Genomic DNA, 14,845 nt, shown 5'->3' on the forward strand with positions numbered 1-14,845 from the left:
AAAGAGAATAAAGCGCCTAAAGAACAACAAGAAATAACGGCCAGTAAAAAAGAATTACAGGAGATCAAGAGCCGTAACAAAAGATGGAGCGAAGACCAGGATATGCGCCCGGGAGCCAAGAACAAAGGCAGCCGTTACACCAGCAACAAAACCCATTATAGTCCTACCGATCCCGATTCCAGGATAAGTGTCAAGCCCGGGAAGGCAAGAAAGCTCAACTACCTGTGCAACATAAGCGTAGATACCGGGGGCCACGTGATTACCGATGTGCAGGCTTACCACGCCGACAAGAAGGACCACCAGTATTTGCAGGACACCGTGGCAAGACTTAACAGGCGGTTGAGAAAGGAGGGAATGATTTGGGAGCACCTCTTGGCAGACACCGGCTACAGCAGTGGGGAGAACTATGCCTATCTGGAAGCCAGGGGCATTAAAAGCTACATTCCGCCCCACGGAACTTACAAAGGCGGCCCCGAAGACTTTAAATATATAAAAGAAGGTAACTACTGGCTGTGCCCACAGGGAAAGAAAGTAACCTTCCGCAAGCAGAAACTTGAAAAAGGCACATTAAAGGATAATTATTTTACAAAACGAAGTGATTGCAAGGGATGTCCCATCAAAGAAAGCTGTATAGGTAAAAGCCACGAAAAGCGGATCAATATCACTGCTTACCGGGAAGAATATGANTATTTTACAAAACGAAGTGATTGCAAGGGATGTCCCATCAAAGAAAGCTGTATAGGCAAGAGCCACGAAAAGCGGATCAATATCACTGCTTACCGGGAAGAATACGAGCGCAACATAGCGAGAATAAAAAGCCCCACTGGTCGGTATCTAAAAAGCAAACGGCAAAGCACCGTGGAGCCTATCTTTGGAACCCTCAAGGAGTTTATGGGGCTTCGCAAGGTCAATACCATTGGCATTAAACAGGCCAACAAATGCATGCATCTCTCGGCGATGGCCTACAACCTCAAGAAATACCTCAAGTTTATCCCAAAACGCGCAAAGAGCGGGGCGGAAAGCCTTGTTCTGTGTTTTTTGCCAAAAACAGTGCTCCAGAATGCAGCATGGCATTTTTTAAGAGGACCAAATCTGGTTCCTACTCAAGCCTGACCAAAAAAGCAAGGCCGCTTAAAACCGCTTATATTGGTTCAGGTCTAAAAAAATTAAGGGGTTGTGCAACGGTTACCAATGTTGTAGGTAGTGCTTTCTTTTTCGTCCGTGCGTTGGGGCAGACACACTTATTGACAAGCTTGGGATTGTGCGGCTGATTTCGAGCGGCTTGGCAATGTGTGTGGCTGTCGAGCGTTGGCTTTCCTACTAATGTTAATTGAAGTAGTTAGACTTTAGACGGTTAAATTAATCTTTGCTTCGGGATTTCAACTTTAAAGCGATTGAATGCCAAATCAAACCAACACCTAGTAATGCAAGACCACCTATCCAAAAAGTGGGTTCAATCCAAAAGGCGAGAAACAGGCATCCAAATAACCCAAAAGCCGGAATCCAACGAGGATATAAGCGTAAGTCCGCAGGCATTCTCAGAGCTGCAAGATTAGTAATAGCGTAATAAATTAATACCGTAAACGCACTGAATGACCAAGTAAAAACCACATCTCCGCTTAACACTAATACTCCTATTATTCCTCCTGTCACCCAAACAGCAATAGCCGGACTTTGAGTCTTATGATTTATTTTGGACAATTTAGTGGGCAGGTCTTTTCTCCGTGCCATACTTAGAATTACACGCGACAAACCAAGCAGTAAATTAAGCACTACACCTAACATAGCAGTAATGGCAGCAATAGTGATTACAGGGCCAATAACAGGTACGGAAAGTGACTGAGCAACTAGCATCAGGGGCGCTGCTTTTCCCTCAACGCTTAAACCAAATGCTTCCGCTCCCATTACATTTATCGCTGTAAGTGAAACGGCAAGGTAGAGTATTACAATAATTACCATTGCTAGAATAATGGCTTTGGGAATTGTACTACGTGGCTCGGATACCTCTTCCCCGAGTGTTGCAATTCGCCCATATCCGGTATATGCCACAAACATAAGGGCTGACCCATAGAGAATTGATGTAATAGAGGTGTCTTTTACAGAGTCAACAATTGGTTGAACAGGAAAGCCCTTAACAAAGAAACTGACAATTACGAGTGCAGTAAGACCTAATAAGGTTGCAGAAACAATTATTATATTGGCCTGATTGCTTCGCCTAATACCACCGGAAACAAGTAATGTCATCACAAAAAGTAACAAAAGTCCGGCTCCTACAATGCCCACATTGTCAGCGTTTACACCAAAAGCATAAAACAGGTAGCCTATACAACCTAATACTGCCGTTGCAGCAGACGCTGACTTTGCTATCAAGAACATCCATCCGGCAGCAAATCCAAAATAAGAGTTTAGAAAGCGGTTTCCATACTCATATGTGCCTCCACTCACCGAATGTGCAGCAGCAAGTTGGGCACTGCTTAAACCATTGAAAGCTGCAAGTACAGCAGCGATTACCACTGCGATAATAATGCCACTACCTGCTATCTGGGTAGCAATGGCTATACTTACAAAAATGCCTGTCCCTACTATTGAACCCAAGCCCATTAAAATGGCTCCTGGTGTTTTTAGTTCTCGTTTTAGTTCGTTCTTCATTCTTAATTATTTTTTTGAAATATCGAGTCAACTGACCATTTCCCACCACCTTTAATTATCAAAAACAGACTTCCCAAAAGCATTGCCCAATCAGTTCGGCTGCCGTGCATCATTGCCCAAAATCCATCATTGGCTAAAACTTCTGATTTTGTAGTAGCAATGGCGACCAACATAATTACGAGTGTTGGAATACTTGCCAATCTTGTCAGCAAGCCAAGTAAAATCAATGCGCCACAAACAATTTCAAACGTGCCGACAAAAGCACCGAGAAATTCAGGTGATGGAAGTCCGATTTTTTCAAATCGCCCTGCACCACGAATAGCAGGAAATAAGAACTTTTGAATGCCTTCGGAAAGAAAAACCGCACCGACCATTAAGCGAATAATGATGGTGGTTTTTGAATGGTCTGAATTAATTATTTTTTGAAACATACTTATTTGCGAATTGGTGATTGTCTGTAAAGTGGTTTCTTTACTGTAAAGTGCGGTACTTTTTCCATTGCGTGGCAACTGATACAGCTGTTTGTCAGTATTCGGAAATTTTTGTTGAACACAACCGTATCTCTTTTTTCAAGTGCTTTTTCCATTTCTGGAAGTGCTACGGTTAAGAAATGTTCTGCAGATTTTGCACGTTTGGGTCTTCGTTCTAATCCGTTCTCAATTGCTTTTCGGATTTTTTCAATTTGATAGTCGGCATATTCCCAATTTTCGTCTTGTCCTGCCCAATACAGTTCCTGATAACGGTAGCCTGTTTCTACCATTGCCATATCAAAACCCCTGAATTGGTTTTCAATGGTTTCTAATTTTTCCTGTTCCGTTCCTTTTATCCATTTGCCTTGTGCATTTTGCTCTTGATTTTTTCCACAAGACCAAAGCAAAAGCAAAGCGATAATTGATATTGACCATTTCATATTTCGTGGTTTTTAATGTCGTAAAATTATACAACACTTAACCAATAGTATGGTCTATTTGAAAAAAGAGTGGTATTTAGTTGTTGTTGCTTCTAAAGCCCACTGGAGTTTGGTCAACGTGTCGTTTGAAGTATTTTGAAAAATGGGAATTGTCTTTGAAATCAAGTCTGTGAGCAATCTCGCTTACGGTAATGTCTGTGTAAAGCAAAAGTCTTTTTGCTTCATTGATGATGTGTTCTGAAAGTATCTCGGCAGAAGATAGTCCTGTTTCTTTTCTGCAAATGGCATTTAGGTTTTGCGGAGTGGTGTTCAACAATTTGGCATAATGGTTTACCTTGTTTGTGAGTTCATTTTCTTTGCTCAAAAGGTCAATGAACTTTTGAAAGATTGTGCTGTTGCCGTTTTTAGAAGTCTTTGGTGTTGCCGATTCAAGAAGTTTTGCCAAAAGTGCCTTTAACAGTCCGTCTATTATCGGTCGATTTGGTTTTTTCTTTGCTTGATATTCGTTTAGTAAAATCTTGAAAATATCTATTGCAGTATTGTCTTTGGGGAAAAGACAAGTTTGTGCGCTCAATTCTGAAATAAGACGTTTGATATCTTTGTCCAAACAGTTGTCGATAAAGGATTTTTTGATTATAAGCACAAAGCCTTCGGGTTCTGTTTTAATGTCCCAAAAATGAACTTGCTCTTTCCGGATAGTGAAGATTACAGGCGGTTTTATTTCATATTCTTTGGTGTCAATGGTGTGTGAACCTTTTCCTTTAGTCAGGTAGATAATTTCAAAATAGCTGTTGTGTTTGTGTGGAGATGTTTTTCTGATGTGTTGTCTGAACGGAGCAATTTTTAGTCCTTCGGTCTGTCTGGTTTTGTCTTTTATTTCGAGTTCTGTTTTCATTTATTGTCTTGTCCGTCCGTGCGGTGGCAAAATTAGGCTCTTTTGGTTTTTCAGCGTTGGCTTTGGGTGTCGGCAAAAAACCAAATGTGCCTAATGCGGGCCGGCTTTTTGCATTACCTACAACGGTTTGGCTATGGTTTCGTTGCGTGAAAATCCGCAAGGATTTTCCGCCGTAAACCGAAGATAGCAAATTTGCGAGGACTTTCCGCGAGGAAAGTCAGAAGCAATGAACTATAGCCGTTGTTACCTTGCGTTTTTATTCCGTTTAAATTCAGTTTGTATTAGTTTTTCAAGTTCTCCAAAGTCATATTTCAGCGTATTGGATGTAATCGAAAGAGGTGTTTCGTACATATTCATATTTGCTTTCATAAGTTTGGCTTGTAGTCCGTTTTTAGCTTTTCCGATATATTTTTCAGGGTTTACAATGTCAATCAGCAAGAATTTTGTCGACATTATTTGTTTTGTTCTGATTTCAGAAATGTCGTTCCATTCGATAAGTCCGATGCTTGACGCATTTGAGTTGTCAGTTATTCCGTCCGAGTCAACAATGAGTCCAATTTTTTTGTCAAATAGTTTTTTAATTCCATAAATTCCTGTTGTACTAAAAAACAATATTCCAGCAATTCCTCCAATTCTGATAATTTCTGGGTCAGTTATTCTGAAAATGTTAGGAATAAACCTTTCGGGATTGGTCGCAATCCAAATTCCGCCGACAACAAATGCAATTGAACCTAATAAAAGCATTGCTATTTTCTTTTTACTTAATGGTATTTCAATTCTATTATTCAACTTCTGTAGATTTATGTGAGTTCAAATGCAAGGTAACTTGTTTATACTCCCAACTTTATTGGGTTTATCCCGTCATTCTGTATGGCTATGCCCAAGTTTTATCAAATTTGTTGTGTTTAGTAAAAACAGCATAGTGACGCTTTTTATAGGGATTTACCAAACCTACTTTTTTTTTATAGATCGTCAAAGGGATTTTTTATGTTTTTCAAGCTTTTTTCACTCACATGGGTGTATATCATGGTGGTATTGGGGCTGTTGTGCCCCAAAAGGGATTGTATGTACCGAATGTCTGTCCCACTTTCAAGCAAATGGGTGGCAAAGCTATGCCTTAGGCTGTGTAGTGTAATGCCCTGTTTGAAAATGCCAGCCTTTCGCATTGCTTTTTTTAATACTTGCTGTGCACTGCTAGAGGTGTATGCCCCGCCGTCTTGCCCCTCAAATAGATAATTTTTTGGTTTATAAATCCGGTAATATGTTTCCAGTAATTGCAGTATGTTCGGGGAAAGTAGGGTGTAGCGGTCTTTTTTTCCTTTGGCCATTTTTATGTGTATTAGCATCCGGTGGCGGTCTATATTTTGAGGTCGTAGCGCAAGAGCTTCACCAATGCGAAGACCCGCCGAATAGATAAGCGATAGCAGCGTCCGGTGTTTTAAATTGTGGGTGGCTTCAAAAATGCTTTTTATTTCTTCTTTGCTAAGCACCACAGGGAGCCTTTTCTCTTTTCGGGGGCGCTCAATCTTCATGTTTTCTACCTCCAGGTTTTTAAAGGCGAAGTATTTTTTTATGCCGTTGATGCATTGGTTTTGGTAAGAAACGCTGTGCCCGCCCTTTAGTATATAGTCGTGGTTAAAGCGTTGGATCCATAATGCGTCTGGGTTCGCAACCTGCTTTAGCTGAAGATACTGAAGGAAAAGGGCGGTAACAGCGTGATAGGTATTTACGGTACTTACGGCCAGCCTTTTTTCCTGCATCCACCTAACAAAACGTGACAAATCCCTTTGTGTGCTTTCGGCTAGCTGTGGTAGCTTTAAAGGGCTGGGTGTTTTAACATAGGTGGTAACGCCACGGGTTTTTTGTAGCTGGCTATAATCTACAAACAGGTTTAGGTCCCGCAACTGTTTATAAAGTGCCTTAAAAGGTATAGTGTCATAAAAGGCATAAAAGCATTTGTGGGTAGCGCTCCAGTGTATATAGGGAAGGGATTTTATTACTTCCTTTAAAGCATCATTATAGGCAAAGTGAAGTCGGTAGGCTATTTTACCCTTATGCGCTATAGTACTTAGGGTGATTTTTTGCATTCCTCCATTTTATAGAAAAATCCGTATGAAACTATAAATCATTTTAAAATAACTCAATTAAGAAAAATGCTGTCACTGAGCTTTTTTAATAGGGGAGAATATCAAATATAGTAAAAATCAGTTAATAATTAGCAATTAGCAATTGTTTTTAAGCTGTTGACTAGGTGGTGAATGGGTGAAGGGTTGATGGGTTGTGGGCAAATGCTTTAATATGATTGCTCATTTTTGAAAGGAGCGCCACAATGAAGTTTACCCTAGTATCAATTGTTAATAGGTTTTACTTTTTCTCCTTCAGCACATTCTTAAGTTCCTTTTCAGTTAGCTGAAATTGATCGGTTAGAAGCTTAATGGCCTTCTTGATTTGGCTGCCGGATTCGCTCATTATTTTATCGGCTTCGGTAAGTGCCTTTAGCTCATCTTCAAGATAAGTCAATTTCTTACGGAGGATGTAGGGGCTTTTTGCTTCGTTTACCTGAAGCTGCTGCATTTCATCAGTGATCATAGGTTCCTTTCCGCATAAAAGCCAAGAGGGATTTAATGCTGGGCATTTATTATATAAAAGCTCGGCATCAAAAGAATTTCTGCCTTTCCAATTGGACAATACTTGGGGTGTAATACCTAAAAACTTGGCAAAGCCCACATCAGTTTTAAAACTGTAATAGTCCTTAATCCTATCCAACATTATGGCTTTATCCATAACAATAAACTATTTATGTATAAAAATTTGCACAATAAACAAAACGTTTATATATTTGATTTTCAGTATAAAAAACTGTTCAATAATTGGGAACAGATTATTTAATCTGTAAATATAGCTAAAATGAAGCAAACTTATAATGCAACCCTTGTAAAGGCGCTTGCTAAAAAGTATAAGATATCGCCACGTTATGTTAGATATTGCCTCAAAGGAGAGCGCTCCCCATCCTTTGCTGATAAAATTAAAAAGGATTACAAAAGATTTATAAATAAAATTGAAAATGTTATTGAAAGGGAGTGCAAATCTAAATAGGTTCTTATGAAACCCAACACCTATGAACAACTAAAACAAGGCTGTCCCCAAGCCCTAGCTGCCATTTACGCCCAGTACCGCAGGCGCATCTTTGGCATGGGCAGGTACCTGCTCCGAGACGATTTTGTAATAGAATGCCTCGTGCAGGACACCTTTTTAAAACTATGGGTACACCGCGACCGCATCGAGGGGCCGCAACACATCCTGTTCTTCCTCCTTTTCGTGATGAAACGCGAGTGCATCTCCTACTACACCCGGCCTAGGAACGATTTCCACAGAAAGATCCGCTCCCTCGAAAGCTTTGACAACTACCTAGACTATATGGCGGGCTACGACCCGCGTACAGATATGGAAGCCCAAAAGGCACAGGCCAAGGACCAACAGGACTTCGAGCGCATACAAAGCGTCCTCCCCCTCCTCGATGCCGAGGGCAGGCACCTTATAGAGCTCTGCCTAAAATACGGCTTTCAATACAAGGCCATCGCCCAAGCCATGGGCACCAGCATAACCGATGTCAGCCTAAAGATAAAACGCGCCATTGCCACCCTCAAGACCATCATAGACCAAGGCGGCACACCAAACAGTGCACAAAAGCCCGCCACGATAAAATTACAGGGCACCATGACCCCCGCACAGGCAGAAATATTGCAGCTGCGCTGCGAAAAAAAATACTCCTTCGCCACCATAGCCCTAACCCTAAACCGAACTGAAAAGGAAGTACATCGGGAATTTATGACGGCATACAGAATATTGGAGGAAAAAGATCAGCAGCAATCGGCGTGATGGGTGATGGGTGAATTTGTGGAATTGTGGAATTGTTTAATTGTGAAAGCGTGAAGGGTGAGACGTGAGTATTGAATTGTTTAAGTGTTGAACTGTAATTGGGCAAACCAAATAGACTGATAACTGATAGCTGACAACTGACAACTGATAACTGATAACCGAAAAGAGGGTTCTTGTAAACCCACAGGGTGAGGCTAATGGCACTCACTAAATGCTTCGGCATATACAACGGCGTGGGTACTCTCTTTTTAAGGGATTGTTTAATTGTGAGACGTGAAGGGTGAAGGGTGAGACGTGATTAGTGAATTGTTTAAGTGTTGAATTGTAATTGGGTAAACCAAATAGACTGATAGCTGACAACACTCGTCCACCGTCCGCGTGTCGCAGAAGCTATAGCGGAGGCACAAGCTTTTAGCGAAGGTGGAGACAGCTGATAGCTGATAACTGATAACCGAAAAGAGGGTTCTTGTAGACCCGCAAGGTGAGGCTCCGGCACTCACTGAATGCTCCGGCATATACAACGGCGTGGGTACTCGACTTTTAAAAACTGGAGTGTCTAAATGAATTAAAAAACGAAAGAAAAATTAAAAGCAAAATCAAAGGTGACCGAGTGAATTCCAAGGAGCGGAGCGAATTGGGATTTGTATCGAGGCCACCGACTCGAAAGTCCAGTCATAATAATAAGTAGCCTCAAGAGATTCCCTCACTCAGTTCGCAAATGACGGTCCAACCGATAACAGACACCCGATAACAGATAACCGACAACAGACTATGCAAATAATGAAATTAACCCGGAAGCTGCAGCTTATTGTAGACCTTCCGGAAGGGGAAGAAAGAGAGGAAGCCTTTAAAAAGTTGTACCGTTGGCAAAACCGTGCCTATCGTGCGGCCAACCTCATCGCCTCCCACCACTACATACAGGAAATGATACAGGAGTTTTTGTACCTCTCGGAGAAAGTGCAGTACAAATTGGTTGATGAAAAGAAGGATGCCTTGGGCATATTCAAGCAATCCCGGAACAACACTACCTACCGTTTGGTTTCCGACCGCTTTAAGGGCGAAATCCCAACCGACATCCTTTCCAACCTCAACCGCTCCCTCCTCCTCTCGTTTAACAAGGAGAAAACCGCATACTGGAAGGGCGAGCGTTCGCTAAAAAACTTTAGGAGGGACATGGCTTTCCCCTTTGCCCCCGATGAGTGCATCCACGGCCTGCACTATAACGAAGAAAAGAAAGCCTTTTGCTTTCGGCTGTTCAAGATTCCCTTCCGTATCTATCTGGGAAAAGACTTCACCGACAAGCGCAAGCTGCTCGAACGCGCCATTGCAGGTGAGACCAGCATCCGCACCTCCCACCTCAAACTGAAGGATGGCAAGATCTTTTGGCTGGCGGTGTTTACAATTGAAAAAGAAAACCACCAATTAAGACCAGAAGTAATCGCCGAGGCCTCCCTCTCGTTGGAATTTCCTATAGTAGTAAAAGTTCACAGGACAAGGCTTACCATAGGCAGCAGGGAAGAATTTCTCCACCGAAGGCTCGCCATACAGGCAGCACGGAGAAGAGCCCAGGCGGGCGCCACCTATTCCCGTTCCGGACATGGCACAAAGAGAAAGTTAAAGGCAGTAGAAAGCTACCGTGAAAAGGAACGCAATTATGTGCACAACCGCCTCCATGTATATAGCAGACAACTAATAGACTTCTGCATAAAACAACAGGCAGGAACATTGGTCTTATTAAACCAAGAAGACAAAATAGAAATAGCAAAGGAAGAAGAATTTGTTTTGCGAAACTGGAGCTATTACGAGTTGATGGAAAAAATAAAATACAAAGCCGAAAAAGCAGGCATCGAACTTATTGTTGATTAGGGATTAGGGATTAGGGATTAGGGATTTGGGATTTGGAACTTTTCACTTTAAACTATAAAAAATCAAAAGAACCATTTTTTGGCCTTCGAAAAGTAGCCTGCCCTGAGCAGCCTGTCCTGAGCTCGTCGAAGGAAAGGGTAGAAAATGAATATATCGGAGGGAGAAGCAAAAATCCTTTTGGCACATTCAACAAGGAGAACGAAAATTCCCCCTTTGGGGGCTAGGGGGACTTTATTTTTGCGCCGCAGATAAAGAAATTTTCAGGAACCCTTTCGTAAGCCTTGATTTTTTTGTTTCTAGCCTGCCCTGAGCCTGTCGAAGTGTATCGAGGCCACTGGCTCAAAAGTCCAATCATGATAACAAGCAACTTCAAAAGATTGCCGCGCTGCGCTCGCAATGACGGTTCAATCCACCATCCGTGTCGTCACAACCCACAACCGAGAACCGAGAACAGACAACGGATAACCGACAACCCCTTAATAAACCCCCAAAATCTCAATACCCACAGCATCCTGCCCTAAACACTCATACTCCTCCTCCCCAAGAATCTCTAAAAACCGAAGTCCAACTACGGGAATACAGTGCATCCCTGCTTTTTTACCGACTTTTCTCTCAAGCTTCATCACCAACATTTCCGCTTTCCCCTGTTTTGATCTTCTAATGGGAATGGCTTCATAGGTAGTAAATAAATTTACATCTGGATCATAAGTTAGCACCAAATATAATAGTTCAAAATCAGTAGCACCCTTCGGAAATCGGGCCGAAGAGGGATCAAATCCCCGCCAGGTCAATGTGAAATCCGCTTCATCAATTTCCGGATTCCCAAAATGCTGTCGTATGCCCGCTTTGGGCGTAAAGACAAATTCCCTTAGCAACATCTTGCCCTTAAGCGTCCGCAATCCCCCTCCCATATTCCGGCTACCCTTTTCCGAAGTGGAATCCAGTAATTTTATTCGGGAACATAGCCGCATAAGCCGCTGGTGGAGCATTCCAACGTTTTTATACTTTAACAGGGGGCGTAATGCTATCCTAAATTCCTTGACAAATAAACTGCACAACCCAAATTCATCAGAATTTTTGTAAATTCTTGGGTTTTTTTTATTATTTTCGTAAGTGAATCCTCCCGTCGCTGAACTTGTTGGTTTTTAGATAAATATAAAACCTTTTCCTATAAAATACAAGTTCACTATGCCATCCATAAGCCGACTCCATGCCAACTGTAAGCCGACCGCATGCCGACTGCATGCCGACACCATGCCGACCGTACTCCATAGATACTTCCTAGATACTCCCTAGATAACCCCTACAACACCTCATGATTCATCCAATCTAACCCGAGGACGCAGCCCCCACAACCGACAACACTCGTCCACCACTCGCGTGTCGCAGAAGCTTTAGCGGAGGCACAAGCCTTGGCGAAGGTGGAGACAACCGCCAACCGACACCCCATCCACGGATACTCCATAGCAAAGCCATTAAATTGCAGGAAAAGGTTTTTTTCCTACAAATTTAAAACGTTAGGTAAAACTGCTTTATAAGCGCCCTGAAATCACTGCCGCCAACTAAGTATTCATAAATAATTTTTTTCATTTGAAGCCTACTAAGTCCCATCTCGTTTTCCAACCTCGTCTCTCGTCTCTCGTACCTCATCCTTAGTCGCTTCGTCTTTCAAACTTCGTAGCGAACTCCTCATTCGCTAACTCCTTTTTGCTAACTCCTCTTCGCTAAACCAACTATTGTAAAACCCAACCCATTTAAGTACCTTCAACTTTTAAAAATTTAATCCATGAAAAACCTTTTCTTTTCGGCGCTCTGCCTAGCTGCTGCAGTCGCTTTTTCACAACAACCCGCTACTCCCGCAACTACTGTGTCAAGTAGCATCGCTCAAAAAACACAACTGGCAGCGACTTCCCCTGTTAAAAACCTGCCCTTTAAAAGCATTGGCCCAACCATTATGAGCGGCCGGGTGGTAGATTTTGCGGTTAACCCTAACAACCCCATCGAATTTTATGTAGGCTATGCCAGTGGTGGGCTATGGCACACCAACAATAACGGCACCTCCTTTACACCGGTTATGGATAATAGCCCTACCCAAAACGTAGGCTGCGTAGCGGTAGATTGGCAAAACGGCACCATCTGGGTAGGCACAGGCGAGGTAAATGCCAGCCGTTCCTCATACGCAGGAGTCGGCTTGCTGAAAAGTGACGACAAAGGCAAAACCTGGCAAAACGTGGGGCTTACCGATAGCCACCACATTAGCAGTATTCTTATAAACCCTTCCAATCCTGATGAGGTGATTGTGGGCGCAGTAGGGCATTTGTATTCAACAAACGATGAGCGCGGCGTCTTCAAAACCACCAATGGCGGAAAAACCTGGCGCAAAACTCTTTATATAAATGATGAAACGGGTATTATTGAAATTTCAGCCAATCCCAAAAATTTCAATACGATGTATGCCACCGCTTGGGACAAAGATCGCAAAGCTTGGAATTTTGACGGCAGCGGCGAGGGCAGCGGCGTGTATAAAAGTACCGACGCTGGTAATACTTGGGTGAAGGTTTCCACCGAGAATAGTGGCCTGCCAATAGGCAAGGGAATGGGGCGTATGGGCACCGCCGTGGTGGATGACAATACGGTGTATTTGATTGTTGACAACCAATTCCACAGAAAGGAAGAACCCAAAAAGGAAGAAACTGATATTCTCACCAAAGACGATTTCAAAACAATGGACCTAGATGCCTTTCTGGCCTTAGACGATAAAAAGTTGAACCAATTCCTCAAAATGAACGGTTTTCAGGAAAAATACCGGGCCGAAAATGTAAAACAGATGATCCGCGTAGGCACCGTAAAACCTGAAGATCTGGCAAAATATCTGGAGGATGCCAACAGCGCTTTGTTTGACACTCCCGTAATAGGCGCTGAGGTGTACAAAAGCACCGATGGTGGCAAGACCTGGAACAAAACCCACAAGGGCTTTTTAGACGATCTGTATTATTCCTATGGCTATTACTTCGGGAAAATACACGTAGACCCCAGCAATGCCAATAAAATATACGTGTACGGCGTCCCCATCCTAAAATCTGCCGATGGCGGAAACACTTTTGAAAGCATCAATGCAGATAATGTTCACGTAGACCATCACGCCCTATGGATAAACCCCAAAATGTCAGGCCACTTAATTAATGGCAACGACGGCGGCGTAAACATAAGTTATGACGATGGCAAAACCTGGATAAAGAACAATGCCCCAGCAGTGGGCCAATTCTATTCCGTAAATGTGGATCTCCAAAAAAGCTATAATGTGTACGGCGGTCTGCAGGACAATGGCGTCTGGGTAGGCCCCAACAATTATGAAGCAAACCCCGGCTGGATGCAAGAGGGTAAATACCCCTATGAGTTCCTTATGGGCGGCGATGGCATGCACGTGCAGATTGACAATAGAAATAGCGACATCGTTTACACAGGCTTTCAGTTTGGCAATTATTATAGGTTGAATAGAAAAGGGGGAGCCCCCGTTTACATTCAGCCAAAGCACGAGTTGGGCGACAGTCCCTACCGTTTCAACTGGCAAACACCTATTCTGCTGAGTCCGCACAATCAGGACATTCTCTATTTAGGTGGAAACAAATTAATGCGAAGCATGAACCAAGGCGATGATTGGACGGCCATTTCTGACGATTTAACGCAAGGCGGAAAACCCGGAAACGTAGCCTACGGAACACTTACCAGCATTAGCGAATCGCCCTTCCAATTTGGCTTGCTCTACACCGGCAGCGATGATGGCTTGGTGTACGTTTCAAAAGATGCGGGCGGTAGCTGGACGAAAATTTCAGACACCTTTCCAAAGGATCTATGGGTAAGCCGCGTGATTGCTTCTTCACATAAAAAAGAGCGCGTTTATATAACGCTGAACGGCTACCGTTGGGATGATTTTAAACCCTATGTGTATGTAAGTGATAACTTTGGCGCTACTTGGAAAGACATCAGCAGCAGCCTTCCAGGTTCGCCAGTGAATGTTATAAAAGAAGACCCAGTGAATCAAGATTTGCTGTATTTGGGAACAGATAACGGTGCCTATGTCTCCTTCAATCGTGGCGAAAGTTGGGAAGTTTTTTCAAAGGAATTGCCCAATGTGGCGGTACACGATTTGGTTATCCAACCCCAAGCAAAACATTTGGTCTTGGGCACCCACGGCAGGTCACTGTATGTGGCTGATATTTCACTGCTCCAAAAATTGAACTCCAAAACTATGGATGAAGTGGTACTTGCAGAAATGGATACTATAAATTTTTCCCCACGCTGGGGCAGCAAATGGAGCACTTGGGGTGAAGTGAATGAGCCGAAAGCCAAGATTCAGTTTTACAGTCCGCAAGCAGGGAATGCAAATATCACCATCAAAACCGAAGAAGGAAAGGAGTTGCAGCAATTTAGCGTGGAGGCGTCAAGGGGTGTTAATGTATTGAATTATGATTGTGCTATTTCAGAAAAAGGGGTAAAGACACTGACGAACAGTGATTTAGAAATCAAAAAGGCCGAAAACGGTAAGTATTATCTGCCAAAGGGGAAATATAGGGTAGTGTTAAAATTAAGGGATAAATCAGCTTCAACTGTTTTTTTGATTGAATAAATTGATATATTTGGTTTTT

Annotated in this window: 13 protein-coding genes; 5 read left to right on the top strand and 8 right to left on the bottom strand. The window is 42.8% G+C overall.

Annotated features, from left to right (window positions below; all coding sequences use genetic code 11):
- The coding region (locus AC58DT_RS10870; RefSeq protein WP_497216854.1) for a transposase at nt 1-1,113 on the top strand (1,113 nt) is incomplete at its 5' end.
- 246 nt (nt 1,114-1,359) lie between these two features.
- On the opposite strand, the gene AC58DT_RS10875 is transcribed toward AC58DT_RS10870, so the two are convergent.
- From AC58DT_RS10875 to AC58DT_RS10905, 7 genes are all read right to left on the bottom strand, one after another.
- Nucleotides 1,360-2,649 carry an APC family permease gene (locus AC58DT_RS10875; protein WP_182043838.1) on the bottom strand — a complete coding sequence of 430 codons (1,290 nt, stop codon included), beginning with the start codon at nt 2,647-2,649 and terminating at the stop codon, nt 1,360-1,362.
- Between the two features lie 2 nt (nt 2,650-2,651).
- Nucleotides 2,652-3,080: a DoxX family protein gene (locus tag AC58DT_RS10880; RefSeq protein ID WP_182043839.1), complete on the bottom strand. Its 429-nt coding sequence runs from the start codon at nt 3,078-3,080 to the stop codon at nt 2,652-2,654.
- Between the two features lie 2 nt (nt 3,081-3,082).
- Entirely contained in the window at nt 3,083-3,559 is a 477-nt protein-coding gene (locus tag AC58DT_RS10885; RefSeq protein WP_182043840.1) for a hypothetical protein, read from the bottom strand.
- Nucleotides 3,560-3,635: 76 nt separating this feature from the next.
- Complete coding sequence (locus AC58DT_RS10890; RefSeq protein ID WP_497216855.1) at nt 3,636-4,454, bottom strand: AraC family transcriptional regulator; 819 nt, start codon at nt 4,452-4,454, stop codon at nt 3,636-3,638.
- A 243-nt stretch (nt 4,455-4,697) separates the two neighbouring features.
- Entirely contained in the window at nt 4,698-5,243 is a 546-nt protein-coding gene (locus AC58DT_RS10895; RefSeq protein WP_497216856.1) for an STM3941 family protein, read from the bottom strand.
- A 173-nt stretch (nt 5,244-5,416) separates the two neighbouring features.
- Complete coding sequence (locus AC58DT_RS10900) at nt 5,417-6,541, bottom strand: tyrosine-type recombinase/integrase (protein ID WP_497216857.1); 1,125 nt, start codon at nt 6,539-6,541, stop codon at nt 5,417-5,419.
- Nucleotides 6,542-6,818: 277 nt separating this feature from the next.
- Entirely contained in the window at nt 6,819-7,238 is a 420-nt protein-coding gene (locus AC58DT_RS10905; RefSeq protein ID WP_497216858.1) for a helix-turn-helix domain-containing protein, read from the bottom strand.
- Between the two features lie 123 nt (nt 7,239-7,361).
- On the opposite strand from AC58DT_RS10905, the gene AC58DT_RS10910 reads away from it, so the two are divergent.
- The 3 genes from AC58DT_RS10910 to AC58DT_RS10920 all read left to right on the top strand — a co-directional run bounded on the left by AC58DT_RS10910 (nt 7,362) and on the right by AC58DT_RS10920 (nt 10,199).
- Complete coding sequence (locus tag AC58DT_RS10910; protein WP_497216859.1) at nt 7,362-7,550, top strand: hypothetical protein; 189 nt, start codon at nt 7,362-7,364, stop codon at nt 7,548-7,550.
- A 6-nt stretch (nt 7,551-7,556) separates the two neighbouring features.
- Nucleotides 7,557-8,333: an RNA polymerase sigma factor gene (locus AC58DT_RS10915; RefSeq protein ID WP_497216860.1), complete on the top strand. Its 777-nt coding sequence runs from the start codon at nt 7,557-7,559 to the stop codon at nt 8,331-8,333.
- Nucleotides 8,334-9,113: 780 nt separating this feature from the next.
- Nucleotides 9,114-10,199 carry a hypothetical protein gene (locus AC58DT_RS10920; RefSeq protein ID WP_497216861.1) on the top strand — a complete coding sequence of 362 codons (1,086 nt, stop codon included), beginning with the start codon at nt 9,114-9,116 and terminating at the stop codon, nt 10,197-10,199.
- A 476-nt stretch (nt 10,200-10,675) separates the two neighbouring features.
- On the opposite strand, the gene AC58DT_RS10925 is transcribed toward AC58DT_RS10920, so the two are convergent.
- The gene (locus tag AC58DT_RS10925) at nt 10,676-11,188 is read right to left on the bottom strand and encodes a hypothetical protein (protein WP_497216862.1); all 513 of its coding nucleotides are present in this window, start codon (nt 11,186-11,188) and stop codon (nt 10,676-10,678) included.
- Between the two features lie 797 nt (nt 11,189-11,985).
- On the opposite strand from AC58DT_RS10925, the gene AC58DT_RS10930 reads away from it, so the two are divergent.
- Nucleotides 11,986-14,826 carry a WD40/YVTN/BNR-like repeat-containing protein gene (locus AC58DT_RS10930; protein ID WP_497216863.1) on the top strand — a complete coding sequence of 947 codons (2,841 nt, stop codon included), beginning with the start codon at nt 11,986-11,988 and terminating at the stop codon, nt 14,824-14,826.
- The last annotated feature ends 19 nt before the right edge of the window (nt 14,827-14,845 follow it).

Source organism: Aequorivita sp. CRS11 (assembly GCF_059693805.1).

What these genes read in the sequence shown, in the direction of transcription:
- AC58DT_RS10890 (WP_497216855.1), bottom strand. Translation starts at nt 4,454, where the DNA reads ATGAAAACAGAACTCGAAATAAAAGACAAAACCAGACAGACCGAAGGA.
- AC58DT_RS10900 (WP_497216857.1), bottom strand. Translation starts at nt 6,541, where the DNA reads ATGCAAAAAATCACCCTAAGTACTATAGCGCATAAGGGTAAAATAGCC.
- AC58DT_RS10915 (WP_497216860.1), top strand. Translation starts at nt 7,557, where the DNA reads ATGAAACCCAACACCTATGAACAACTAAAACAAGGCTGTCCCCAAGCC.
- AC58DT_RS10875 (WP_182043838.1), bottom strand. Translation starts at nt 2,649, where the DNA reads ATGAAGAACGAACTAAAACGAGAACTAAAAACACCAGGAGCCATTTTA.
- AC58DT_RS10930 (WP_497216863.1), top strand. Translation starts at nt 11,986, where the DNA reads ATGAAAAACCTTTTCTTTTCGGCGCTCTGCCTAGCTGCTGCAGTCGCT.
- AC58DT_RS10880 (WP_182043839.1), bottom strand. Translation starts at nt 3,080, where the DNA reads ATGTTTCAAAAAATAATTAATTCAGACCATTCAAAAACCACCATCATT.
- AC58DT_RS10925 (WP_497216862.1), bottom strand. Translation starts at nt 11,188, where the DNA reads ATGCTCCACCAGCGGCTTATGCGGCTATGTTCCCGAATAAAATTACTG.
- AC58DT_RS10910 (WP_497216859.1), top strand. Translation starts at nt 7,362, where the DNA reads ATGAAGCAAACTTATAATGCAACCCTTGTAAAGGCGCTTGCTAAAAAG.
- AC58DT_RS10920 (WP_497216861.1), top strand. Translation starts at nt 9,114, where the DNA reads ATGAAATTAACCCGGAAGCTGCAGCTTATTGTAGACCTTCCGGAAGGG.
- AC58DT_RS10905 (WP_497216858.1), bottom strand. Translation starts at nt 7,238, where the DNA reads ATGGATAAAGCCATAATGTTGGATAGGATTAAGGACTATTACAGTTTT.
- AC58DT_RS10885 (WP_182043840.1), bottom strand. Translation starts at nt 3,559, where the DNA reads ATGAAATGGTCAATATCAATTATCGCTTTGCTTTTGCTTTGGTCTTGT.